The organism is Streptococcus devriesei DSM 19639, assembly GCF_000423725.1.
In the GTDB taxonomy this organism is placed as follows: Bacteria; Bacillota; Bacilli; order Lactobacillales; family Streptococcaceae; genus Streptococcus; species Streptococcus devriesei.
In genome coordinates this window covers 519834-542988 of record NZ_KE384084.1, presented here as the reverse complement: position 1 = coordinate 542988, position 23155 = coordinate 519834, and the positions used below count along the sequence as shown (strand labels likewise).

Below are 23155 nucleotides of genomic sequence, written 5' to 3'. Positions count from 1 at the left end.
TTTATTTAATGTCTTTATAATCAGCTGCTAAACCTCGCTGCACAGCTGGACGCTGAGCAATATGGTCAGTCCATTCTTTTAAGTGGCTGTAGCTGTCAAGGTCAAGAAATTCATAAGCACCATCATAAAGGGCATCCTGAGCCAGACGGCCGTACCAAGACCAGATAGCAATATCGGCAATGGTGTAATCATCACCGGCAATATAAGGTTTCCGAGCGAATTCTTTATCCAGTAAATCCAGCTGCCGCTTGGTTTCCATGGTGAAACGATTGATAGGATATTCCAATTTTTCAGGAGCATAGTTGAAAAAGTGGCCAAAACCGCCGCCGACAAAAGGCGCTGCTCCTGTCTGCCAAAAGAGCCAATTGAGGACTTCTGTGCGGCCCGCAGGATCGCTGGGCATGAGTTTGTCGAATTTTTCTGCCAGATAGAGCAGGATGCTGGCTGACTCGAAAACACGGATGTTTGGCTCTTGCGAACGATCCAGCAGAGCGGGAATTTTTGAATTGGGGTTAATAGCGACAAAATCAGAACCGAACTGATCCCCATCCATGATAGAAATTTTGAAAAGGTCATAATCAGCTGCTTCAATACCAAGCTCACGCAGCTCCTCCAGCATGATAGTTACCTTGATACCGTTAGGTGTGCCTAGAGAATAGATTTGCAGTGGCTTCTTACCTTGAGGAAGCTCTTGTTCAAAACGGCTTCCGGCAGTGGGACGGTTGATACCGGAAAATTTTCCTTGGTCACTGTCCTTAGCTGACCAGACTTTTGGTGGTATATAATGAGACATAATTTCTCCTTTCCAGATGTTTTCAAAATATATCATAGAAAAAAGATAAAATCAACTAAAATATGTTATCATAGATAGCAATACGAAAGTGGAGTGATACAATGGGAAATAGCTTATATCATTTAGCAAAGGCAGAGCTGCACTGTCATTTAGATGGCTCTTTGTCTTTTGAAACAATAAGAAAATTAGCTGCACTGGCAGATGTTACTTTGCCCGAATCTGATAGTGAACTTTCAAAATTAGTGACGGCTCCTGCAAAATCGGAGAGCCTTGTTGATTATCTAAAAGCCTTTGATATCATCCGCCCGCTGCTGCAGACCAAGGAGGCTCTGGCCTTAGCCGCCTATGACGTGGCTAGGCAGGCAGCTGATGAACATGTTGTTTACATTGAAATTCGGTTTGCGCCAGAGCTGTCTATGGATAAGGGCTTAACTGCTGTCCAGACAGTAGAAGCAGTGGAAGAGGGATTGAGACAGGCTCAGGCTGACTTTGGTATTGTTGCCAAGGCCTTAATCTGCGGTATGCGGCAGTCTTCTCAGCAGCTGACAAAGGCTATTTTTAAGCAGATTAACAGCGCAGAGGGTCTGGATTATGGCGGTTTTGATTTTGCCGGCAACGAACACGATTTTCCGCCGGAAGATATGGAAGAACTCATTCGCTATACACAGAATTTGGAGCGTCCTATGACCTTTCATGCCGGTGAATGCGGCTGTCCCAGTCATATCGCCCAAGCTCTTGCCTTTGGTCTTAAGCGTTTGGGACATGTAACAGCTATTCACAACCATCCCCACATCTTAGCAGAATTTGTTAAACAAGGAGCAACAGCAGAACTCTGTCTGACCAGCAATTTGCAAACCAAGGCTGCCCGGTCGCTGGCAGAATTTCCTTACTATGAACTCTATCATGCCGGTGCTCAGATAACGATTAACACGGATAACCGGACGGTCTCACAGACAAATCTAACAAGGGAATACCAATTATTTGCAGATTATTTTGGCACCAGCTTGGCAGATTTTTACCGCTTCAATCAAAACGCCCTTAAAGCTTCCTTTGCTTCTGATTCTGAAAAAGAGGAACTTTTTGAAAGGTTAAGAGCTGCCTATGCACCCTATCTCAGCGAAAGTATTTTAAAAGTCCCGAAACTGTGATATAATAAACAGCAGTATTATTTTGGAGGGAATTATGGCTTTCGCTAAAATTGTTTTTGCTAGTATGACGGGAAATACAGAGGAGATTGCTGACATTGTCGCTCAAAAGTTAGAAGAATTAGGACACACAGTTGATGTGGATGAGTGTACGACAGTAGACGCTGATGAGTTTCAGGATGCGGATATTGCCATTGTAGCCAGCTATACGTATGGTGACGGCGATCTTCCTGATGAGATTGTAGATTTCTATGAAGATCTGCAAGACCTTGATCTTTCAGGCAAAATTTACGGTGTTGTTGGTTCCGGCGATACGTTTTACGATGATTTTTGCAAATCAGTTGATGATTTTGAACTGGCCTTTGAAGGAACGGGTGCTACAAAAGGAGCTGACTCTGTCAAAGTTGATTTGGCAGCAGAGGATGAAGACATTGACAATCTGGAGCGCTTTGCAGAAGAAATTTCCAGTAAAGTCAGCTAAATAAGATAGACTGAGGCAGTGAGCCGGGAGAATTAACATGTACTTGTTAGCAGCCGGCTTGCAGCCTTTTTTAATTATTGCGCATACAGCATTTGAGAGCTGCATGCCTGAATTTTCACAGGAAAAGGAGTATAATGAAAACGAAAGCGAGCGCTTTCACTAATATTACTAATTTTTAAATCTTACTGTGAGGTGAAGGAAATTGAAAAATAGAGATTATGCCTTTGGTTTTCACGATGATATAAAGCCTCTTTATTCAACTGGCAAAGGCTTAACTGAGGAAATTGTCAGAGATATTTCTGAGATAAAAAATGAGCCTGAGTGGATGCTGAACTATCGCCTACGCTGCTTAAAGCTCTTTCATCAGCTGCCTATGCCTAGCTGGGGACCGGATCTATCAGGCATTAATTTTGAAGATATTATCTATTATCAAAAGTTAAGCGGCCAGCCGTCCAGAAGCTGGGAAGATGTTCCTGATGACATTAAAAAGACCTTTGAGCGCTTGGGAATTCCTGATGCTGAACGCCAGTTCCTATCTGGGGCAGTGGCTCAGTATGAGTCTGAAGTGGTTTACCACAATATGAAAGAAGAATTTGAAAAGCAAGGAATTATTTTCACGGATACGGATACTGCCCTGCAGAAATATCCTGACCTTGTTAAAAAATATTTTGCGACAGTGGTATCGCCGGCTGAGCATAAATTTGCGGCTTTAAATGGAGCTGTCTGGTCAGGCGGGACGTTCATTTATGTGCCCAAAGGGGTTGAATGCCAGATTCCTGTTCAAACTTATTTTCGGATTAACGGTGAGAATGCCGGGCAGTTTGAGCGTTCTCTCATAATCGTTGAAGAAGGTGCATCCATTCAGTATATTGAAGGCTGTACGGCGCCGACTTATTCGACCAATAGTCTGCATGCAGCGACAGTGGAAATTATTGTCAAGCGCGATGCGTCATTCCGCTACACGACCATTCAGAATTGGTCTGACAATGTTTACAATCTGGTCACGGAAAGAGGTACGGTTGAAGAAAACGGCACTCTAGAATGGATTGACGGCAATCTGGGAAGCAAGGTCAATATGAAGTATCCTTGTTCGATTTTAAATGGTCCGCATGCCAGAACCTCTGTTTTGTCCATGTCCTTTGCCAATTACGGTCAGCATTTGGATGCCGGCTGCAAGGTTTATCATAATGCTCCCAAGACTTCCAGCACGCTGATTTCAAAATCAGTTGCCAAAGACGGCGGCAAAACCGACTATCGCGGGACCGTTAAGTTTGGCAAGAACAGTGCAGGCTCTAAGTCGCATATTGAATGTGATACCATTTTGATGGACGGTGAGTCCAGTTCAGATACCATTCCTTTTAATGAGATTCATAATTCAGATGTGTCTCTGGAGCATGAAGCTAAGGTTTCCAAGGTATCTGAAGAACAGCTCTATTATATTATGAGCCGGGGAATCAGTGAAGAAGAGGCTACGGCCATGATTATCAATGGATTCATGGATCCGATCACAAAAGAGCTGCCCATGGAATATGCGGTAGAGTTAAACGCTTTAATCAACATGAGCATGGAAGGCTCAGTCGGCTGACAGCGTGCAGCAGCCTGGAAGAGTTTGGGCCAAAAGTCCCAAACTCTTTCAATTTATGAAGTATCACATATTTAACGCAGTGGTTGGGAATAAGACTTGTTGGTTTAGCCGATTTTTCTCCCACTCTCTTTCTTTTAAGTGTCCTGTTAGAAAAAATGAACTATGAAAAAAAGATCTGTCAAATACAGGCAAGTCAGCCGCTTCTTTCTTTGGCTGGGATTGGTCATAATGGCTGCCTATCTTGCTTTTATTCTTTATCAATATTGGGATCGGTGGCTGTTACTTTTTAATCCTCAAAGAACTATTAAAGATTTTGAACAGCAGCTGCGTTCAGAAAATATACTGAATTTTGTCATTTTAACCCTTTTAACCGGCCTGACGTCTGCCATCCCGTTTTTGTCCAGCTCTGTCCTGTCTGTTTTTAACGGACTGGTTTTTGGACCTTGGCTGGGTATTTTGATGAATATCAGTGGCAATGTGCTGGGGCATTTTTTCCTGATTCAAGTCATGGCTCGCATAGATTTGACAGAAAAAGACAGCAGATTAAATGAGCGGCTGGATAAACTTGCACAGATTAAAAATCCTTATCTGGCTTTAACATTGGGCTATATGATTCCTTTTATACCGTCTTTTTTGGTGGATTATACAGTTCTTGATACAAAGGTACCATGGCAGCGCTGGCTGCTTTGCCTGATATTGGGGGTAACTCCGACCAGTGTTCTCTATGCTTTCGGCGGCCACGCCCTGATGCTGGGAGATGTGAAACAGCTCCTTTTCATTGTTGCTGTTATTCTTGTCTGCTTGATTATTTATAAAGGTTTTGAACAAAAGAAGGGCTAGAAGCAGGGCCTTTTTTTTGCTATAATGAAGCAAAGGAGTAGATGATGGATTTACAAGATATTAGAGAGCAGATTGATGCTGTTGATAGGGAATTAGTCTCTTGTTTAGAAAAGCGTATGGCTTTAGTCAGTCAAGTTGCTGCCTATAAAAAAGCAACCGGCAAGGCAGTGCTGGATCCTGAGCGTGAGCAGCTCTTGCTGCAAAGAATAGCCGAATTGGTGACCGATGATGCTTACCGTCCGGCTGTTTTAGCGACTTTTACTGATATTCTCAAACATTCAAGAAACTATCAGCTTAAAACATTGGGAGAGGATTTAAATGAAAGCCTTTCTTGATTGGGAAAAAAACAGCCGTCTGCTGCTGGTGTCAGCAGCAGCTGTTCTTGTCGGTTTGCTGGTCGGTGTTGTGGACATGGTGTTTGGTGTTGTTTTGAATGCTTTAACCGCATTTCGAGCCAGCCATTTTTTAGTCCTCATTCCTTTTTTGCCCTTATCAGGCCTTTTAATCGTCTTTCTTTATGATCATTTCGGCGGTAAAAGTATCAAGGGCATGGGCTTGGTTTTTGATGTCGCTGATGAAAGGGAGGCGGCTATTCCTAAAAGATTAGTGCCCTTAGCGATTTTTTCAACCTGGCTGACCCATCTTTTTGGCGGCAGTGCCGGCCGTGAAGGAGTGGCTGTCCAGATAGGGGCAGCCTTGTCTCATGCCTTCTCTCCCATTTTTTCATTTAAAGAATCCTCGAGAAGTTTTTTGATTATCGGAATTGCAGCCGGTTTTGCAGGCCTGTTTCAAACGCCCATAGCAGCGATACTGTTTGCCCTTGAGGTGCTTGTTATCGGTCGGCTGGAGCTGGCGACACTTTTACCAACCTGTCTGGCCGCTTACACCGCCAGCTACACGTCACATTTGTTGGGGTTGAAAAAATTTACCCACTTGGTAAAGATAAACTTAGAACTTAATCCTCTGCTGTTTATACAGTTTGCTCTTTTGGGCATAATCTTTGGTCTGGCAGGAACGCTGTTTGCCTACTTATTGAGAAGAACGAAACTGGCTTTGGTACTGCGCTTTAGAAGACCTTACCAACGCATTGTGATTGTGGGTCTGCTGCTCAGCGTACTGTTGCTGGTGCTGGGGATGGGACGCTATTCTGGTTTGAGTACAGATCTGATTGCAGCCAGCTTTTCACAGAAGGGCGGGGTTTATCCTTTTGATTGGTTTTTCAAGATGATTTTAACGGTTTTAACCTTGTCTGCCGGCTATCAGGGCGGTGAGGTAATGCCCATGTTTACAATCGGAGCCACGCTTGGGGCGGTGCTTGCTCCCTTGTTTCACTTGCCGGCAGCCTTTGTTGCAGCGCTTGGCTATGCCAGTGTCTTTGGCAGCGGAACGGGAACTTTTTTGGCGCCTATTTTTATCGGCGGTGAAATTTTTGGATTTGACAACATTCCTTATTTTTTTATTGTTGTTTGTTTTGCCAGCATTGTTAAAAAACGCATCAGCGTTTACGGCGCCCAAAAGGCAAGTCCTTAAGCTTTAAAAAACGTACAAAGGACTTAGCAGCTTTATAAAAGGAGATTGCATGACTGAAAAGAAAATTCAGGAAGCAAAGGAGCTTCCGTATGCTACCTTGCTTTTGCTGGCACTAATGGGAATCCTTATAGGCGGTATTGCAGGAGTGATTGATGCTGTTTTCGGTCGTGTGCTTTTGTACCTGACTGCTGTCAGGACGGCGCATCCTTGGTATTTGCTGCCCTTTTTAGGATTTATTGGTCTGTTGATTGTCTATGCTTACCGCAGCATCGGCGGCAAGAGCAGCAAAGGTATGGGCTTGTTGTTTGAGGTTGGTTTTGACGTAGAAAAAACGATTCCCAAACGTTTGGTGCCGATGGTTATTGTAACAACCTGGCTGACGCATCTTTTTGGCGGCAGTGCCGGCCGTGAAGGTGTTGCGGTGCAGCTTGGGGGAGCCGTTTCTCATTGGTTCAGCCGCTTTTTTTACTTTCCCAATAAATCGCGTATTTTTCTACTTACTGGTATGGCAGCTGGTTTTGCGGGTTTATTTCAAACGCCCATGGCTGCGATACTATTTGCCTTAGAAGTGTTAATTGTCGGCAGTCTCGGTCTTGGTGCTTTGGTTCCGATGACGGTTGCTTCTTTTACTGCCAGTCTGACATCACACAGTCTTGGACTGGAAAAATTTTCTCATGTGATTTCTGAGGCTCTGCCGCTAAGTCCTAAACTCTTTATAGAATTGCTTATTCTTGGCCTTTTCTTTGGATTAGCCGGGAATCTTTTTGCCTATCTCTTAGCAAGGATCAAACAAGTACAGGCAGGGCTGTTTCCTAATTCCTACTTGAGAATTTTAGTGACCGGATTCGTCTTAAGCATCCTTTTTCTCAGCCTTCATCAAGGACGCTATTCAGGGCTGGGAACCAATTTGATTGCAGCCAGTTTTTCCGGGCAGCAGATTTATGCCTACGATTGGTTCTTAAAATTAATTCTGACAGTCCTGACCCTGTCTGCCGGCTTTCAAGGCGGCGAGGTAACGCCCTTATTTGCAATTGGTTCTTCCTTGGGAGTTCTCTTAGCCGGCTTCTTTCACTTGCCGGCTGAGCTGGCTGCAGCCTTGGGGTATATCAGTGTTTTTGGCAGTGCTACTAATACTTATTTAGCACCTATTTTTATTGGGGCAGAGGTTTTTGGCTACCAAAATTTGCCGGCCTACTTTATTGCAGCCACTTTTGCCTATGTTGTCAACCGCAGACACTCCATCTATACCCTTCAGAAAATCAGAGAAAATACAGCAGACAATGAGCAATAGTCTTTTGTTTCATTTATGAGCAGCTCTTTTCCTTGACAGTGATTTTAGATTTTCTCAAAAAATAAGACACATACTTTTGTGATATTTTACTTTACAGCTGCTGCAGATTTTGTTACAATATTCTTTGTGTGTAATGGACGCATAAAAACGGCTAATCCGCTGGGACCGAGCTCTTATGATTAGTAAGATAAGGAGAAGAAAAAATGAATCCATTAATCCAAAGTTTGACTGAAGGTCAGCTTCGTACTGATATTCCAAGTTTCCGTCCTGGTGACACTGTCCGTGTTCATGCCAAGGTTGTTGAAGGAAACCGCGAACGTATTCAGATCTTTGAAGGCGTAGTTATTTCCCGCAAAGGTCAAGGAATTTCAGAAATGTACACTGTTCGTAAGATTTCAAGCGGTGTCGGAGTTGAACGTACTTTCCCTATTCACACACCGCGTGTTGAAAAAATCGAAGTTGTTCGTTATGGTAAAGTGCGTCGTGCTAAACTTTACTACCTGCGCGCATTGCAAGGTAAAGCTGCACGTATCAAAGAACGTCAATAAACCTAAAAGGGCTTCCATAGGAAGGCCCTTTTAAATTTCCATAAATCTCATGGAACTGTTTTAGAATAGCTGAAGTTATCTGTTATTGGAACTGCCTGCCTTATTGCTGAGCTTTTAGCCGCTGGTTAATGGTGATTGAGGCATTTAATCAGGTAAATAAAAGTTGCATTCCGTTTTAGTCTAAGGTACAATAGAAAGAGTTAATCGGTCCCCTTAGTTAAATGGATATAACATCTTCCTCCTAAGAAGCAGTTGCTGGTTCGATTCCGGCAGGGGATATTTGTGTTACTGACAAATCGAACAAAGAAAAGATTTTCTCGTTTCGTTTAAACATAAAAAAGCGTTTTGGAGCAGTCAGCAAAAAATGTGACTGCTCCAAAATGCTTTTTAATTGGCTTTGCGTAAAAGCAGCGGCAGATCATTGCAATAGTAATCATTAGAAATGAAACATGCTGCCTAATTAACACTTTTTTGCTGGTATTCCTAGTTCTGGATTAACCGCAGGAAAAAGCGATGCATCTGATTGGCAAAAGCCGTAATTTCTGCTGAGGGCTGATGATCCAGCATCCATTTCATAAGGGTCAGGATATTAACGGTAAAAAGCTCAGTCAGCAGCTGAGGCGGTAAATCAGTTCTAGCATTTTCTTGTTGAAAGAGCTGGTTAGTGTATTTTTGGCAAAGCTGACGAAAACTTTCTTCAAAGTTTCCTTTTCCTGTCAGAGGTGTTTTCAGGAGAGCCTTTAAAGTCAATCGATTTTCTTGGTAAAAATTATAAATGTCTGCCAGAAAATCCTGCAAATTATCTGCGGAGATCTGTGCCTGATATTTTTGGGAAAATTTTTCTTCCAGCTGAGCTCTAGTTTTTGCAGCCAACTGTTCAATGACATCGTATTTATCTAAATAATGACTGTAAAAAGTGGAGCGGCTGACCAGAGCCTTTTGGCAAATCTGCTGGATCGTAATGCGGTGAAAATCTTTTTCCAAAGTTAATTGGATAAGAGCTGTTTCAATATCGCGCTTGCTTTTAAAAACCCGAACATCTTCTGGCATACAATGACTTCCTTTTTGTTGTTTAACGGATAATTCCCGAACATTTTGTTTGATTTCTTACAAATTATAAGAAGTTATTGCTTGTTTGTCAAGGGCTTTTCCGTTTATACTGAGGTTACTCATATTGAAGGAGGAGAAAATGTTTCATCACTATACAGGCAACAGGCAATTTGATTTACAAATTAACCGCCTCTGTTTTTCTTTTGAAGGTAACAAAAAGGTGGAGGCCGATTTAAAGGAGATCGTTCCTAAATTAAAAGATATTCCCTCTTGGAATAAGGTTTGGAAAGAGTATGCCCTTATGCGGGAGGCAAAGGGAGATTATGATATTGCAGCTACCTATTTCTTTGGGGCAGGCTTTTACTTGCTGGAAGGAGATAAGGACAGGGAGTTTATTCAGCGGCATCGTCTAAAGAATTTTTATCAGGCTTATGCAGATTTAGGGTTTGAAAAATATGAAATTCCTTACGAAAACACCAAATTATCAGCAGCCAAATTCAGTCATCCGAAAGCTGACAAAAATCTCTTGATTTTTGGAGGTTATGACAGCAATCTGGAGGAGCTTATCTTGTGGTTTGCACCTTTGAAAAACAGCGGTTACAATCTGGTTATTTTTGAAGGACCGGGGCAGGGTAACATGCTGTTTAAAGATAAAAAGAGCCATTTTATTATGAATTTTGAAAGACCGACAGCTGCGGTTTTAGATTACTTCGCTTTAGACAAAGTAACTGCTTTGGGACTTTCTTGGGGCGGTTATTTTGTGATGCGGGCGGCAGCCTTTGAAAAGCGGATTGAAAAGGTGATTGCCTTAGATATTTTTTATCAAAGTTTGGACGCTTTGATGACTGGCCTAAATCCTATTTCGGCAACACTTTTAAAGACCTTAATCGTCTGCAGGCAGGAAAAATTGATTGACACTCTTATCAGCCGCGAAATGAAGAAAAGTTTGGATTTGAGCTGGAAAATTAACCGTGGCTATGAATTGACAGGAATTAGGACACCCTATAAATTATTGAAAGATTTGGAGCGCCACAGTATGAAAAATTTAGGGCCGCTTATTAATCAAGAAGTGCTGTTATTGGCAGGGGAAAAGGATCAATATGTTCCTGTCAGGCGTTTGAGGCAGCTAAAGAAAGAGCTAGTAAACGCAGGGAGAGTAAGCTCCTGCCTTTTCACAGAAAAAACCGGCGGAGAGCAGCACTGCCAAGCAGGAACTTCCTTAGCTCTCGAAGCTGTGAAAGACTTTTTGGATGGTAAAATTTGAAAGATGTTCGAATTTAGTCTGCTTTTGATTTGTTAAAGATTTTTAGTCTGTAGATTGGTTTTGCTGCTGACATCTCACCGCTTTTTTCTGGAGCTCGGTCTTGTTTTTTGTTACAGTATTTTAGCTTTTAAGATACTATGAGGTCATAAAAATGATATAATATTTTCTATAAAATTCTTAGGAGCAAACATGGCAGCGAAAAAAAAACCTATTGACAGTCGAGTGGATTATTCTCTTATTTTACCGGTCTTCTTTTTAGTGCTGATTGGGCTTTACTCGGTCTATACGGCAACTATTCATGACTATCCAAATAAGATTCTCCTTGTCATGGGACAGCAGATGATCTGGCTGATTATGGGAGGCATCATTAGCTTTGTTGTCATGCTTTTTAGTACAGAATTTCTCTGGAAAATCACACCGTATTTATATGGTTTTGGTCTGGTCTTGATGGTTTTGCCCTTGATTTTCTACAGTCCGGAGCTGGTGGCTTCAACCGGTGCTAAAAACTGGGTTTCTATCGGATCGGTTACGTTATTTCAGCCCTCTGAATTCATGAAAATTTCGTATATTTTAATTCTGGCGCGCTTAACCGTCAGCTTTAAGCAGAAATATAAGGATGGGGAGAAGGATTTACAGGAGGACGGCAAACTTTTGCTGTGGTTTGCCCTGCTGACCATGCCCATTATGATTTTGCTGGCTTTGCAGAAAGACTTAGGAACGGCCATGGTCTTTATGGCCATTTTAGCCGGTCTGGTTTTGATTGCCGGTATTTCCTGGCAGATTATTTTGCCGGTTGTAGGAGCAGCAGTTCTTATAGCTGCACTTTTCATGGTTGTCTTTTTGGTGCCGGGCGGCAAGGAATTTCTTTATCATCACATGGGCATGGACACTTATCAGATCAACCGTCTTTCGGCCTGGTTAAATCCCTTTGACTATGCCGGCAGCATTGCTTATCAGCAGACCCAAGGGATGATTTCGATTGGCAGCGGCGGGCTCTTAGGTAAGGGAGTTAATGTCATTGATTTGCCCGTACCTGTGCGGGAAAGCGACATGATTTTTACAGTCATTGCTGAGAATTTTGGTTTTATCGGCGGCAGTATTGTCTTGGCCTTGTATTTGATTTTAATTTACCGCATGCTGCGCGTGACCTTTGCGTCCAATAATCTGTTTTATACTTATATCTCAACAGGTTTCATTATGATGATTCTCTTTCATATTTTTGAAAATATTGGGGCAGCCGTTGGCATTTTACCGCTGACCGGGATTCCGCTTCCCTTTATTTCTCAGGGGGGAAGTTCCCTGATTTCAAATTTGATCGGTGTCGGTCTGGTTCTTTCCATGTCTTATCAAAACAGTCTCAGTCAAGAAAAAGCAATGGAAAAACACTTTAAGTACCCTAAGAAAAAATCAGGAGCTAAAACAGCTTCTAAGGCTTGAAGCGGAAAGCTGGTGTTAAAGCTTTAGAGAGTGTTTGCAGCTTCTCTGACTAATCAAGATAACAAAGACTCATTCTTTAGACAGTGGGTCTTTTTCTTGTGGCTCTAACTGTCAAAAAACTTAAAAATATGTTACAATGAAAGATATGAATTATCAGGATTATATCTGGGATTTAGGCGGAACGCTGCTTGATAATTACGGCATGTCAACCAGAGCCTTTGTTGCTACGCTGGCAGATTTTGGCATTGCGGCTTCTCATCGGGAAGTCTATGAGAAGCTGCGAGAGTCAACAGATGCTGCGCTTGCTTATTTCGTGCCTAATCAGCCGGATTTTTTAAGGGCCTACAAGAAAAAGGAGGCTCAATTTTTAGAGCATCCCATTCTTTTTGAGGGGGCTAAAGACGTTCTTGAGAAGGTTATAGCAAGCGGAGGACGCAATTTTTTAGTGTCCCACCGAGATAATCAGGTTTTGGACATTTTGGAAAAAACGAAAATTGCGCCTCTTTTTACGGAGGTTGTCACCAGCAGCAATGGCTTTGCCAGAAAGCCGGACCCTGCCAGTATGCTTTATCTCAAGAAAAAATATGCTATCAAAAAGGCACTGGTTATCGGTGACCGCAAGATTGATATGGAAGCTGGTCAGGCAGCAGGTTTTGACACGGTATTGGCAGATGGCTCTAAATCTCTGATAGAAATCATAAAATAAAGGTTAGGATAATGACAGAAGAAAATAAAAGTTTAGATCAATTAGCTCAAGAATATGATGCCAGTCAGATTCAGGTTCTGGAAGGTCTGGAAGCGGTACGTATGCGTCCGGGTATGTATATCGGCTCGACTTCTAAAGAAGGCCTCCACCATCTTGTCTGGGAAATTGTTGATAACTCTATTGATGAAGCTTTGGCAGGCTTTGCCAGCCATATTCAGGTTTTCATCGAAGAGGACAATTCAATTACGGTTATTGATGACGGCCGCGGGATTCCGGTTGATATTCAGGAAAAAACCGGACGTCCGGCAGTTGAAACTGTTTTTACGGTTCTTCATGCCGGCGGTAAATTTGGCGGCGGCGGTTACAAGGTATCGGGCGGCCTCCACGGCGTTGGTTCATCGGTTGTTAATGCCCTGTCAACACAATTAGATGTCCGTGTTCACAAAAACGGCAAGATTCATTTCCAAGAATACCATCGCGGTGCTGTTGCTGATGATTTAAAGGTTATCGGAGATACTGATATTACAGGAACTGTCGTTCATTTTACACCTGATCCTGAAATTTTTACCGAAACGACAGAATTCGATTTTGACAAACTGGCCAAACGTATCCAAGAACTTGCTTTTTTGAATAAAGGATTGAGAATTTCCATTACGGATAAGCGTCCCGGTCAGGAAAAAAACGAAGAATTTCACTATGAAGGCGGTATTGTCAGCTATGTGGAATTTATCAATGAAAATAAGGAAGTCATCTTTGATAAGCCTATCTATACGGACGGTGAACTGGATGGCATTGCTGTTGAAGTAGCCATGCAGTACACGACCGGCTTTCATGAAAACATCATGAGTTTTGCCAATAACATTCATACCCATGAAGGCGGAACGCACGAGCAAGGTTTTCGGACAGCTCTTACCCGGGTTATCAATGACTACGCTAAGAAAAATAAGATTCTTAAAGAAAATGAGGACAATCTGACCGGTGAAGATGTTCGCGAAGGTCTGACAGCCATCATCTCAGTCAAACACCCCAATCCTCAATTTGAAGGACAGACTAAAACTAAGCTTGGTAATTCAGAAGTGGTTAAGATTACCAACCGTTTGTTCAGCGATGCTCTCAGCCGTTTCTTATTGGAAAATCCACAGATTGCCAAAAAGATTGTTGAAAAAGGCATACTGGCTTCTAAGGCGCGGATTGCGGCTAAACGGGCGCGTGAAGTGACCCGCAAGAAGTCGGGCTTGGAAATTTCTAATCTGCCGGGTAAACTGGCAGACTGCTCCTCAAACGATCCTATGCAAAATGAGCTCTTTATCGTGGAAGGAGACTCCGCCGGTGGTTCTGCTAAGTCCGGACGCAACCGAGAATTTCAGGCAATTTTGCCCATTCGTGGTAAAATCTTGAATGTTGAAAAAGCTACCATGGACAAGATTTTAGCCAACGATGAGATTAGAAGTCTCTTTACAGCTATGGGAACAGGCTTTGGAGCAGAATTTGATGTTTCCAAGGCACGCTATCAAAAATTGGTTATCATGACCGATGCCGATGTTGACGGTGCCCATATCAGAACCCTCCTCCTGACGCTCATTTACCGCTTTATGCGTCCTGTTCTTGAGGCCGGCTACGTTTATATTGCTCAGCCGCCGATTTACGGTGTCAAGGTCGGCAGTGACATCAAAGAATATATTCAGCCGGGCAATGATCAGGAAGAAAAACTGCAGGAAGCTTTGGAAAAATACAGTCAGGGCCGCTCTAAGCCGACCGTTCAGCGCTATAAAGGTCTGGGAGAAATGGATGACCACCAGCTGTGGGAAACGACCATGAATCCTGACAATCGCCTGATGGCCCGTGTCTCTGTAGATGATGCTGCTGAGGCTGATAAGATATTTGACATGCTTATGGGGGATCGTGTAGAACCTCGTCGTGAATTTATTGAAGAAAATGCGGTTTATAGTACGCTTGACATTTAATCGGAGATTTTTTTGAAAAGCAGCCGGAAGTATGTTATAATCGTAACGTTATAGCCTATTTTGACAATAATAAGACAATTTAAGGAGATTAAGATGTCTAGCGGAATTGTATTGCTGATAGTGGCAATAGTGCTGGTAGTTATTACAGCCTACCTGATTGCTATTATCATCAGAAAACGAAATGATTCGTTAATCACAAAATTAGAAGAACGCAAACAAAATCTTTTTGATTTGCCTGTCAATGATGAGATTGAAGAAGTTAAGAAACTGCATTTAATCGGTCAGAGTCAGACGGCCTTCCGTGAGTGGAATCAAAAGTGGGTTGATTTATCCCTCAACTCATTCAGCGATATTGAAAATCATATCTTTGAAGCAGAAAATCTCAACGATACTTTCAATTTTATCCGTGCTCACAACCAAATCAACAGTATTGAAAGCCAGCTGAACCTTGCGGAAGAAGATATCAAATCAATCAGAGAAGCCCTTGCTGTCTTAAAAGAGCAGGAAGAAAAGAACAGCGCCCGTGTTCTGCATGCGCTTGAAATGTATGAAAAACTGCAGGCTTCAGTAGAAGAAGGAGACAGCAATTTTGGGACGACCATGCCTGAAATTGAAAAGCAGCTGAAAAATATTGAAGCTGAGTTTTCACAGTTTGTCACCCTGAATTCATCAGGCGATCCTGTAGAAGCTTCTGAGATTCTCGACCGTGCCGAAGAGCACACTATTGCATTGGGCCAAATGACTGAAAAGATTCCGGCCATTGTTGCTAAATTAGAGGATGATTTCCCTGATCAGCTGGACGATTTGGAGTCTGGCTACCGCCGTCTCTTAGAAGAAAATTATCACTTCCCTGAGAAAAATATCGAAGAACGTTTCCAAGAAATCCGTGAAGCAATCAGCAGTAATTCCAGCGAGCTGGTTTCTTTGGATCTTGATAAGGCTGAGTCGGAAAATGACTCCATCCAAGAAAAAATTGATGCCCTCTATGATATTTTTGAACGGGAAATCAGAGCTCATAAGAAAATTGTTAAGAGCAAGAAGATTATTCCGGCTTATTTGGAACATGCTAAGAAAAACAACGAACAGCTGGAAGCAGAAATTGAGCGCCTGACGCATCGCTATGTCTTGAATGAAAAAGAAGAAATCAATGTCCGTGATTTCAATGAAGATTTGACAGCCATTGAAAAAGATGTTCTGCCGATTATTGAGAATTTTGATGTACAGGAAAAACCATTCTCCCTTTTAGAGGATAAATTTGACCGTGCCATCAAGAAACTGGATCTCGTTGAAGAAGGTCAGCTGGACGTTTTCAACAGTCTGAAAGATATTGAAAATATTGAAAAGACCTCGCGTCAAAAATTGGACGGCTACATCAATCAGCTGCACGCCATCAAACGTTTCATGGAGAAACGCAATCTTCCGGGAATCCCTCAAGAATTTCTGAGTGTTTTCTTCACAACCAGCGCTCAGCTGGAGGCTTTGATGGATGAGCTCAACCGTGCCCGTATCCATATTGAAACAGTGAACCGTCTGACAGAAGCTGCAACGGCTGCTGTTGATAATGTGGAAGAAACAGCTTATCGTGTGGTTCAAAATGCAACCCTGACTGAGCAGCTCCTGCAGTACTCAAACCGTTACCGCAGTTTTGAGCCAAGTGTTCAGGAAAGCTTTGATATTGCTCTTAAGCTCTTTGAAGAAGAATACGACTACCAAGGCTCATTTGATGAAATTTCTTATGCTTTGGAAACCGTAGAACCCGGTGTTACAGACCGCTTTGTTTCTTCATATGAAAAGACACGTGAAACCATTCGCTTTTAATAATACTGACAACACTGATTAGCAAGGCTAATCAGTGTTTTTGGCTCATTTTAAGCTATAGCAGCTGACGAGTGATTCTCTCTTCTATCAACAGATAAATAGATGGAAATTAAAAAATACAGAAAATTATGTTTCTTGCAACACTAACTTTGAGATTTGATTAAAACAAGCTTAATGATATTGCCAAATGAAAGGGAAATTGGTAAGCTAACTATCGTTTAGTCAAGAACGTTTGACAGCTTTAAGGCAAGCGGACAGAGTGGCCCTTTCTGAGAATCAGAAGGGGCGGTTTGATGCTTGGTATTACTGGTTTGGCTGTTGATACATGAGAATCATGGATTTAAAGAAGGTATGAAAATGCATTTTCCTAAATTTATTAGCATTATCATGGGAGCTATACCAATACTGTTACTTTTATTGGTTATATTTCCAAATAATAAAATGAGCCTGTTCATCTATGCCCTACTCATGGTTAATGCACTGGCAATTATTTATAGTTATTTGAAAAATAATTATTTTAATCGCTAATGATTTGAATTTCTCTGCACCAGCAATTACTATTTATCTGTGGCTGAAAGAGCCTCAGCCGCAATCAGCGGTATCGGCGGTGCTATTACTGGAGGCATTGCCGGATATAACTTACCATTTTAATAAGTCGTTTATCTATCATCTATGGAAAGGCAAGTCATTATGATACCTTCAAAAAGATCACTTTATCTGAGTTATGGATATTTATTTAGCCTGCCAATTATCTTATTAGTCTCAGTTTTTTCAGAAAATACAACGGTAAAGATTATTATTTTTGGACTTTTTATAGCTGAATCTATCTTAGTCACTGTATTTTGCTGGAAAGATTTTACAAAAATTTTCAAAGGCATTGTCGATTTTATGAAAAATAGATAGAAAACTAGCGATTGTGCCAAGTTTGTCAGCTTGCAGCAATCGCGGGGGCTTCAAATTCAGTTGGTTGGAGATTTCTGGGTGCTCAATTTTCATCTGAAAAACAGTAGATAGATAAATTAATGACCAAGAACTGGAACACTAGTGACCCAGCTCAAACAAAAAAGTAACGGTTTTGATACCGTTGCTTTTTAAATATTCGAGACAGTATTGCTCAAATTTCAGAAAGAATAAAGTTTTTAGTAGGAAGCATACCAAGGCTTTATTTAGAAGTCCGATAACAATTTAGGGCTTGCAATATTCAGAATTTTCTTGTAGAATAGAGAAAAATAGAAAAGCGATGAGAGAAAAAGTCTAAGTCACCGGGTGGGTTATAGGCACAGACAAGCTGATATATCCGTCTGACACAAACAGAGAGTATGGTAGCTGAGAACATACAGGGCATTTAGACGACACATTCTTGAGTGCAGGTGCCAAATCGTATGAAAGTAGTGCCTGACGGGTTATTCACGTTACGAATTGGAGTTTTAACTCCCTGAGGGCAGTCTGGCGACAGGCTGCTGAAGTAAAGGTGGAACCACGTTTCAAGCGTCCTTGCAATTTTGCGGGGGCGCTTTTTGAATCGTTAGCGGAAGGTGATGAGATGATTAGAGGATTGCGGCAAATTGAACCTTATGTGGCGGGCACTCAGCCTGCTGAAAAAGATATCATTAAGTTAAATACCAATGAAAATGCCTATGGTGCCAGTCCCAGAGTTCGCAAGGCTCTGTCAGCGTTTAAGGCTGATGACTTGCGCCGATATTCAACGCTGGATCAGGCTAAACTGAGGACGGCTTTGGCTGAAAATTTAGGTGTTAGGCCTGAACAATTAATCATAGCTAATGGGTCTGATGATGTTTTGTCTATAGCTTTTTTGGCCTTTTTTAATAATCCGGAGCCTGTTCTTTTCCCCGATCTAACCTATGGTTTTTACAAGGTCTGGGCAGACTTGTATCAGGTTCCTTACGAGGAAATTCCTCTGGCTGATGATTTCACCATCAAGACAGAAGACTATTTAAGGGATAACGGGGGGATCATCCTTACCAATCCCAATGCACCGACAGGCATTTACAAGCCCTTGGCAGAAATCGAGACTATTCTCAAAGCTAATCCGGAGACGGTTGTTGTGGTGGATGAAGCTTATATCAATTTTGGCGGTCAGTCTGCACTTTCCTTGCTGAAGGATTATGATAATCTCGTTATTATCAGGACTTTTTCCAAAGATGCAGCCTTGGCCGGCCTGCGTGTGGGCTATGCGATTGCAAATCCTGAGCTGATTGCGGTGATGACTGCGGTCAAACATTCTATCAATCCCTATTCGGTGGACTTGCTGGCAGAAGCCTTGGCAACGGCAGCTGTTGAGGATTGGGACTATTATCAGAACAATGCGCAAAGGATCCAGCAGACACGGAATTGGTTTTCCCAGCAGCTGCGAGCCTTAGATTTTGAAGTTCTGCCCAGCAAGACGAATTTTGTGCTGACAAAACCGGCAGGTATTTCTGCTAAGGATTTATTTGAGGTGCTGCAGTCCAGAAAAATTTACGTGCGCTATTTTCCGAAAGTTAAGAGAATCAAAGATTATCTGCGGATTTCCATCGGAAAAGCAGAAGAGATGGAAAAAGTTATTGAAACAATTAAGGAATTAAAGGGATGAAAAAAACAAGTTTACCGGTCGGCATGCATGATAAGCTCTTTAAAAGGGCGCGTGCCATGTATGAGATTGAACGCGATATCAGCGATCTTTTGATAAAAGAAGGATTTAATCGGATTGAAACACCGACTTTGGAGCATTTTGAAGTCTTTGCAGATGAGGTGCTGCCGGAACACTACCATCTGTTCGATAAGAAAGGCAATCTTTTAAGTCTGCGGCCTGACATCACCAGCCAGATCGGACGGGTTATTGCTTCAACCCGTGTTGAAACGCCTATTAAATTTTCTTATTCCGGCAAGGTTTTTAAGGACAATGAAGAGCTGCGCGGGTTGCTGAACGAACATACTCAGGCAGGAATTGAAATCGTCGGCTACGAGGCTGAGGCTGCCCTCAAAGATGCCCTGCTGTCCGCAAACAGTGCCCTGAGAGTCAGCGGTCTGAAAGATTACAAATTTGAGTTTTCCCATGCGCATATTTTGCAGACTATCTTTGCGTCTCTGCAGATTCCGGCTCATGCAAAAGAGGAGCTGGCTGTGCTCATTCAGGATAAAAATATTACAGGGCTCAATGAATTTACTTTTCGTTATCCCAGTGAGTTCGATAGCCTTATCAGAGAACTGCCTTTCTTGTTTGGTGAGAGTACCCAGGTGTTGGAGAAGGCTCGGCGTTTAAGTCAAAATCCCGGTATTTTACAGGCTCTGGCTGATCTGGAAAACATGCTTAAAGGTCTGGATGATATGCTTTCAGATATTACCTTGGATTTGGCACAAATTGCTGCCATGCCCTATTATACGGGGATTATGTTTAAGGTGTTTGGCGATAAAATTCCGGATGCCTTTGTTTCCGGCGGCCGCTATGACAAGCTGTTTGAGCGCTTTGGTGCCAAGGAACTGACGGCTTTTGGCTGGGCGCTCGATATTGACAGTGTTTATCAGGCCATTCATGATCAGATTCGTTTTTAGGAGGCATTATGACTAAGCAACTAACCATTGCCCTGACCAAAGGGCGGATCGAAAAAGGCACAGTGGAACTGCTGGAAAAAGCAGGATTTGATATGTCTTTTATGGCCGATAAGGGCCGCAATTTGATTTTTGAAAGTCCTGACAGACGGTTTCGCTTTTTGTTAGTCAAGGCACCGGATGTGACGACCTATGTCCGCCACGGGGTGGCTGATATCGGTGTGGTTGGCAAGGACGTTCTGATTGAGCACCCGACAGGCTATTTGGAAATGCTGGATTTGAATTTCGGCCTCTGTAAATTTTCCGTGGCATCGACCAAAGATTATAATCCGACTGACCATAAGCGCAAGCGCATTGCCACAAAATACCCAACTCTCGCTAAAAACTTCTTCAACCAAAAGGGAGAAGATGTGGAAATTATTTCCATCCAAGGCAGTGTCGAAATTGCCCCTGTTATCGGTCTGGCAGATGCCATTGTCGATATTGTGGAGACCGGCAACACCCTAAGAGCCAACGGCTTAGAGGTATTTGAAGATATTTGCCGCATTTCGGCACGGATGATTGTCAACAAGGCCAGCTTAAAAAACAAGCCTGAGCTGCTGCCTTTTATTAAAAAAATTGAAGGACTGGTCGGAGATCGGGAGGTAGCTTTTAAATGAAACGTCTAACAGGAACTAATGAAGAAATATCGAAGATTCTCTATCAGGAACAGCTGGAGCTGAGCCGGGAGAATACAAATGTAGAGGAAACCGTCCGCACCATTATTGATCAGGTGAAAAAACGCGGCGATGAAGCGCTGCGTGAGTATTCCGCAAAATTTGACAAGGTCGAGCTCACAGACTTTGAAGTTGGACAGGACTTGATTGATCAGGCTTTTGCTGAGGTCGACAAGGATGTTCTGACGGCGCTGGAAAATGCTAAAGCTAATATTGAATCTTACCACCGCCAGCAGCTGGAGACGGGCTTTGAGGATCAGCCGTCGGAAGGTGTGCTTCGCGGCCAGCTTATCCGTCCGATTGAACGCGTGGGCGTTTATGTGCCGGGAGGAACAGCAGCCTACCCGTCCTCAGTTCTCATGAATGTTATTCCGGCTAAAATCGCTGGTGTCAAGGAAATCATTATGATCACACCGCCGCAGGAGCACTTTGTGCCGGCTATTTTGGTGGCTGCTAAATTGGCGGGAGTTGATAAGATTTTCCAAGTCGGCGGGGCTCAAGGAGTCGCTGCTCTGGCTTATGGCACTCAAACCATTCCAAAAGTAGATAAAATCACAGGCCCTGGTAATATCTTTGTGGCAACGGCTAAGAAGCAGGTCTATGGTATTGTTGGTATTGATATGATTGCCGGTCCTTCAGAAATCGGTGTGATTGCGGATAGCACAGCCAATCCCGTCTATGTAGCAGCAGACTTGCTGTCACAGGCCGAACACGATGTTCGGGCGCGGGCGATTTTGGTGACAGACTCTAAAGAACTGGCTGATGCGGTTGAAGCAGAAATTGAAAAGCAGTTAAAGCAGCTGCCGCGTGAGGCCATTGCCCGTCCGTCTATTGAAAATAACGGCCGCATCATTATTGCAGAAAATGCGGATGATATGTTTGACCTTATGAATAAGGTTGCGCCAGAACACCTAGAAATTGCTATGGAAAATGCTTATGACTATTTAGACAAGGTCCAAAATGCCGGCTCTGTCTTTTTAGGACACTATACGAGCGAACCGATTGGTGATTATTATGCCGGTGCCAATCATATCCTACCGACCACAGCAACCAGCCGCTTTTCATCTGCTCTGGGGGTGCATGACTTTGTCAAACGCATCCAGTATACCCAGTACAGTAAGGCAGCGGTCAACAGCGCAGAAAAAGATATTACAACTTTGGCCTATGCCGAGGGTCTGCAAGCACATGCGAAAGCGATTGAGGTGAGAAATGAGAAAAGTTAGAGGACTCTTGGTCATGGACGTGGATTCCACCCTTGTTCAGGAAGAAGTCATTGATTTACTGGGGGATGAGGCCGGTGTCGGTGCCCAAGTTGCGGAGATCACCGAGCGTGCCATGCGGGGAGAATTGGATTTCAAACAGGCGCTGAAAGAGCGGGTGGGAACCCTCAAAGGACTGCCGGAATCCATTTTTGATCAGGTCTATCAGCGCATTCACTTTAATAAAGGTGCCAAGGAGCTGGTAGCTGAACTTCATGCGCGCGGTTATAAGGTTGGTTTGGTATCAGGAGGTTTTCATGAAACGGTTGACCGCTTAGCCGAGGAAGCAGGCGTTGACTATGTCATGGCGAACCATTTGGAGGTAGCAGACGGTGTTCTGACAGGTCAAACTTACGGTGAGGTAGTTACTAAAGAGATTAAGGTGCAAAAACTCCGCGATTGGGCAGCGGAAAATGGGCTGATGCTGGCAGAGACTGTTGCCATGGGTGATGGAGCAAATGATCTGCCCATGATTCACGAAGCTGGCATCGGCATTGCCTTTTGTGCCAAACCCATTGTGCGCCAGCAGGCACCTTACCAAATCAATGAAGCTGATTTGTACAAGGTGATTGAGATATTAGACGAGGTGAAAAAATGAGACAAGCAAGTATCGAACGCAATACCTTTGAAACAAAAATCAAACTCAGTTTGAATTTGGATGCGCAGGAGCCCGTTGACATTGATACGGGTGTAGGATTCTTTGACCACATGCTGACGCTCTTTGCCCGCCACAGCCGCTTATCGCTGGTGGTTAAGGCAGATGGCGATCTTCATGTAGACAGCCACCACACGGTCGAAGATGTAGGGATCGTTCTGGGTCAAGCGCTGCGCCAAGCTCTCGGTGACAAAGCCGGCATCAACCGCTACGGCACGAGTTTTGTGCCTATGGATGAGACACTTGGAATGGCCAGTCTGGACCTGTCGGGGCGCAGCTATCTAGTCTTTGACTGCACGTTTGATAATCCAAAACTGGGTAATTTTGATACCGAACTGGTAGAAGAGTTCTTCCAAGCTCTGGCCTTTAATGTGCAGATGAATCTGCATTTGAAAATACTGCATGGCAAAAACAGCCATCACAAGGCTGAAAGTCTTTTTAAGGCAACAGGTCGGGCGTTGCGTGAGGCCATTACGCTCAATCCTGAAATTAAGGGTGTCAACTCTACAAAAGGGATGCTGTGA

The 23155-nt window shown here is 43.1% G+C and carries 22 protein-coding genes and 1 tRNA gene; 21 read left to right on the top strand and 2 right to left on the bottom strand.

What is annotated here, in order from left to right; translation table 11 throughout:
* Nucleotide 1: 1 nt before the first annotated feature.
* Nucleotides 2-793: a glutathione-dependent disulfide-bond oxidoreductase gene (gene yghU / locus G573_RS0108770; RefSeq protein ID WP_027976379.1), complete on the bottom strand. Its 792-nt coding sequence runs from the start codon at nucleotides 791-793 to the stop codon at nucleotides 2-4.
* A gap of 101 nt (nucleotides 794-894) precedes the next feature.
* On the opposite strand from yghU, the gene add reads away from it, so the two are divergent.
* The 10 genes from add (at nucleotide 895) to G573_RS0108720 (ending at nucleotide 8492) form a co-directional block, all read left to right on the top strand.
* Nucleotides 895-1941 (top strand): adenosine deaminase, encoded by a 1047-nt coding sequence (gene add, locus G573_RS0108765; RefSeq protein WP_027976378.1) that lies wholly within the window; start codon nucleotides 895-897, stop codon nucleotides 1939-1941.
* Nucleotides 1942-1975: 34 nt separating this feature from the next.
* Nucleotides 1976-2419, top strand: coding sequence for a flavodoxin (locus G573_RS0108760; RefSeq protein WP_027976377.1), 444 nt, complete (start codon nucleotides 1976-1978; stop codon nucleotides 2417-2419).
* 37 nt (nucleotides 2420-2456) lie between these two features.
* The gene (locus G573_RS11720; RefSeq protein ID WP_281168701.1) at nucleotides 2457-2582 is read left to right on the top strand and encodes a hypothetical protein; all 126 of its coding nucleotides are present in this window, start codon (nucleotides 2457-2459) and stop codon (nucleotides 2580-2582) included.
* 39 nt (nucleotides 2583-2621) lie between these two features.
* Nucleotides 2622-4004 (top strand): Fe-S cluster assembly protein SufB, encoded by a 1383-nt coding sequence (gene sufB, locus G573_RS0108750; RefSeq protein ID WP_027976376.1) that lies wholly within the window; start codon nucleotides 2622-2624, stop codon nucleotides 4002-4004.
* A 162-nt stretch (nucleotides 4005-4166) separates the two neighbouring features.
* On the top strand, nucleotides 4167-4844 hold the full coding sequence (locus G573_RS0108745; RefSeq protein WP_027976375.1) for a TVP38/TMEM64 family protein: 678 nt from the start codon (nucleotides 4167-4169) through the stop codon (nucleotides 4842-4844).
* Nucleotides 4845-4888: 44 nt separating this feature from the next.
* Nucleotides 4889-5179 (top strand): chorismate mutase, encoded by a 291-nt coding sequence (locus G573_RS0108740; RefSeq protein ID WP_027976374.1) that lies wholly within the window; start codon nucleotides 4889-4891, stop codon nucleotides 5177-5179.
* Entirely contained in the window at nucleotides 5163-6374 is a 1212-nt protein-coding gene (locus G573_RS0108735; RefSeq protein WP_027976373.1) for a chloride channel protein, read from the top strand. The genes G573_RS0108740 and G573_RS0108735 overlap by 17 nt, the downstream gene beginning before the upstream one ends.
* A gap of 49 nt (nucleotides 6375-6423) precedes the next feature.
* The gene (locus G573_RS0108730) at nucleotides 6424-7665 is read left to right on the top strand and encodes a voltage-gated chloride channel family protein (RefSeq protein WP_027976372.1); all 1242 of its coding nucleotides are present in this window, start codon (nucleotides 6424-6426) and stop codon (nucleotides 7663-7665) included.
* 203 nt (nucleotides 7666-7868) lie between these two features.
* A complete protein-coding gene (rplS, locus tag G573_RS0108725; protein WP_027976371.1) occupies nucleotides 7869-8213 on the top strand; it encodes a 50S ribosomal protein L19 in 345 nt (114 codons plus the stop codon).
* Between the two features lie 207 nt (nucleotides 8214-8420).
* A tRNA-Arg gene (locus G573_RS0108720) sits at nucleotides 8421-8492 on the top strand.
* A gap of 204 nt (nucleotides 8493-8696) precedes the next feature.
* Here G573_RS0108720 and G573_RS0108715 read toward each other — a convergent pair.
* Nucleotides 8697-9263, bottom strand: coding sequence for a TetR/AcrR family transcriptional regulator (locus G573_RS0108715; protein WP_027976370.1), 567 nt, complete (start codon nucleotides 9261-9263; stop codon nucleotides 8697-8699).
* A gap of 139 nt (nucleotides 9264-9402) precedes the next feature.
* Here G573_RS0108715 and G573_RS11540 point away from each other — a divergent pair, with 139 nt between their 5' ends.
* From G573_RS11540 to hisB, 11 genes are all read left to right on the top strand, one after another.
* A complete protein-coding gene (locus G573_RS11540; RefSeq protein ID WP_027976369.1) occupies nucleotides 9403-10527 on the top strand; it encodes an alpha/beta fold hydrolase in 1125 nt (374 codons plus the stop codon).
* A 189-nt stretch (nucleotides 10528-10716) separates the two neighbouring features.
* A complete protein-coding gene (locus G573_RS0108705; protein ID WP_027976368.1) occupies nucleotides 10717-11964 on the top strand; it encodes an FtsW/RodA/SpoVE family cell cycle protein in 1248 nt (415 codons plus the stop codon).
* 145 nt (nucleotides 11965-12109) lie between these two features.
* Nucleotides 12110-12670, top strand: coding sequence for an HAD-IA family hydrolase (locus G573_RS0108700; RefSeq protein ID WP_281168707.1), 561 nt, complete (start codon nucleotides 12110-12112; stop codon nucleotides 12668-12670).
* 11 nt (nucleotides 12671-12681) lie between these two features.
* Nucleotides 12682-14634: a DNA topoisomerase (ATP-hydrolyzing) subunit B gene (gyrB, locus tag G573_RS0108695; RefSeq protein ID WP_027976366.1), complete on the top strand. Its 1953-nt coding sequence runs from the start codon at nucleotides 12682-12684 to the stop codon at nucleotides 14632-14634.
* Nucleotides 14635-14727: 93 nt separating this feature from the next.
* Nucleotides 14728-16452 carry a septation ring formation regulator EzrA gene (ezrA, locus tag G573_RS0108690; protein WP_027976365.1) on the top strand — a complete coding sequence of 575 codons (1725 nt, stop codon included), beginning with the start codon at nucleotides 14728-14730 and terminating at the stop codon, nucleotides 16450-16452.
* A 1543-nt stretch (nucleotides 16453-17995) separates the two neighbouring features.
* Nucleotides 17996-19045: a histidinol-phosphate transaminase gene (gene hisC / locus G573_RS0108675; RefSeq protein ID WP_027976363.1), complete on the top strand. Its 1050-nt coding sequence runs from the start codon at nucleotides 17996-17998 to the stop codon at nucleotides 19043-19045.
* Nucleotides 19042-20004, top strand: coding sequence for an ATP phosphoribosyltransferase regulatory subunit (locus G573_RS0108670; protein WP_027976362.1), 963 nt, complete (start codon nucleotides 19042-19044; stop codon nucleotides 20002-20004). Before hisC ends, G573_RS0108670 begins: the two co-directional genes overlap by 4 nt.
* Nucleotides 20005-20012: 8 nt before the next feature.
* A complete protein-coding gene (gene hisG, locus G573_RS0108665; protein WP_027976361.1) occupies nucleotides 20013-20660 on the top strand; it encodes an ATP phosphoribosyltransferase in 648 nt (215 codons plus the stop codon).
* Nucleotides 20657-21940 carry a histidinol dehydrogenase gene (hisD, locus tag G573_RS0108660; RefSeq protein ID WP_027976360.1) on the top strand — a complete coding sequence of 428 codons (1284 nt, stop codon included), beginning with the start codon at nucleotides 20657-20659 and terminating at the stop codon, nucleotides 21938-21940. Before hisG ends, hisD begins: the two co-directional genes overlap by 4 nt.
* Nucleotides 21927-22574 carry a phosphoserine phosphatase SerB gene (gene serB / locus G573_RS0108655; RefSeq protein WP_027976359.1) on the top strand — a complete coding sequence of 216 codons (648 nt, stop codon included), beginning with the start codon at nucleotides 21927-21929 and terminating at the stop codon, nucleotides 22572-22574. The genes hisD and serB overlap by 14 nt, the downstream gene beginning before the upstream one ends.
* On the top strand, nucleotides 22571-23155 hold the full coding sequence (hisB, locus tag G573_RS0108650; protein ID WP_027976358.1) for an imidazoleglycerol-phosphate dehydratase HisB: 585 nt from the start codon (nucleotides 22571-22573) through the stop codon (nucleotides 23153-23155). Before serB ends, hisB begins: the two co-directional genes overlap by 4 nt.

What these genes read in the sequence shown, in the direction of transcription:
- yghU (WP_027976379.1), bottom strand. Translation starts at nt 793, where the DNA reads ATGTCTCATTATATACCACCAAAAGTCTGGTCAGCTAAGGACAGTGAC.
- add (WP_027976378.1), top strand. Translation starts at nt 895, where the DNA reads ATGGGAAATAGCTTATATCATTTAGCAAAGGCAGAGCTGCACTGTCAT.
- G573_RS0108760 (WP_027976377.1), top strand. Translation starts at nt 1,976, where the DNA reads ATGGCTTTCGCTAAAATTGTTTTTGCTAGTATGACGGGAAATACAGAG.
- G573_RS11720 (WP_281168701.1), top strand. Translation starts at nt 2,457, where the DNA reads ATGTACTTGTTAGCAGCCGGCTTGCAGCCTTTTTTAATTATTGCGCAT.
- G573_RS0108745 (WP_027976375.1), top strand. Translation starts at nt 4,167, where the DNA reads ATGAAAAAAAGATCTGTCAAATACAGGCAAGTCAGCCGCTTCTTTCTT.
- G573_RS0108740 (WP_027976374.1), top strand. Translation starts at nt 4,889, where the DNA reads ATGGATTTACAAGATATTAGAGAGCAGATTGATGCTGTTGATAGGGAA.
- G573_RS0108735 (WP_027976373.1), top strand. Translation starts at nt 5,163, where the DNA reads ATGAAAGCCTTTCTTGATTGGGAAAAAAACAGCCGTCTGCTGCTGGTG.
- G573_RS0108730 (WP_027976372.1), top strand. Translation starts at nt 6,424, where the DNA reads ATGACTGAAAAGAAAATTCAGGAAGCAAAGGAGCTTCCGTATGCTACC.
- rplS (WP_027976371.1), top strand. Translation starts at nt 7,869, where the DNA reads ATGAATCCATTAATCCAAAGTTTGACTGAAGGTCAGCTTCGTACTGAT.
- G573_RS0108715 (WP_027976370.1), bottom strand. Translation starts at nt 9,263, where the DNA reads ATGCCAGAAGATGTTCGGGTTTTTAAAAGCAAGCGCGATATTGAAACA.
- G573_RS11540 (WP_027976369.1), top strand. Translation starts at nt 9,403, where the DNA reads ATGTTTCATCACTATACAGGCAACAGGCAATTTGATTTACAAATTAAC.
- G573_RS0108705 (WP_027976368.1), top strand. Translation starts at nt 10,717, where the DNA reads ATGGCAGCGAAAAAAAAACCTATTGACAGTCGAGTGGATTATTCTCTT.
- G573_RS0108700 (WP_281168707.1), top strand. Translation starts at nt 12,110, where the DNA reads ATGAATTATCAGGATTATATCTGGGATTTAGGCGGAACGCTGCTTGAT.
- gyrB (WP_027976366.1), top strand. Translation starts at nt 12,682, where the DNA reads ATGACAGAAGAAAATAAAAGTTTAGATCAATTAGCTCAAGAATATGAT.
- ezrA (WP_027976365.1), top strand. Translation starts at nt 14,728, where the DNA reads ATGTCTAGCGGAATTGTATTGCTGATAGTGGCAATAGTGCTGGTAGTT.
- hisC (WP_027976363.1), top strand. Translation starts at nt 17,996, where the DNA reads ATGATTAGAGGATTGCGGCAAATTGAACCTTATGTGGCGGGCACTCAG.
- G573_RS0108670 (WP_027976362.1), top strand. Translation starts at nt 19,042, where the DNA reads ATGAAAAAAACAAGTTTACCGGTCGGCATGCATGATAAGCTCTTTAAA.
- hisG (WP_027976361.1), top strand. Translation starts at nt 20,013, where the DNA reads ATGACTAAGCAACTAACCATTGCCCTGACCAAAGGGCGGATCGAAAAA.
- hisD (WP_027976360.1), top strand. Translation starts at nt 20,657, where the DNA reads ATGAAACGTCTAACAGGAACTAATGAAGAAATATCGAAGATTCTCTAT.
- serB (WP_027976359.1), top strand. Translation starts at nt 21,927, where the DNA reads ATGAGAAAAGTTAGAGGACTCTTGGTCATGGACGTGGATTCCACCCTT.
- hisB (WP_027976358.1), top strand. Translation starts at nt 22,571, where the DNA reads ATGAGACAAGCAAGTATCGAACGCAATACCTTTGAAACAAAAATCAAA.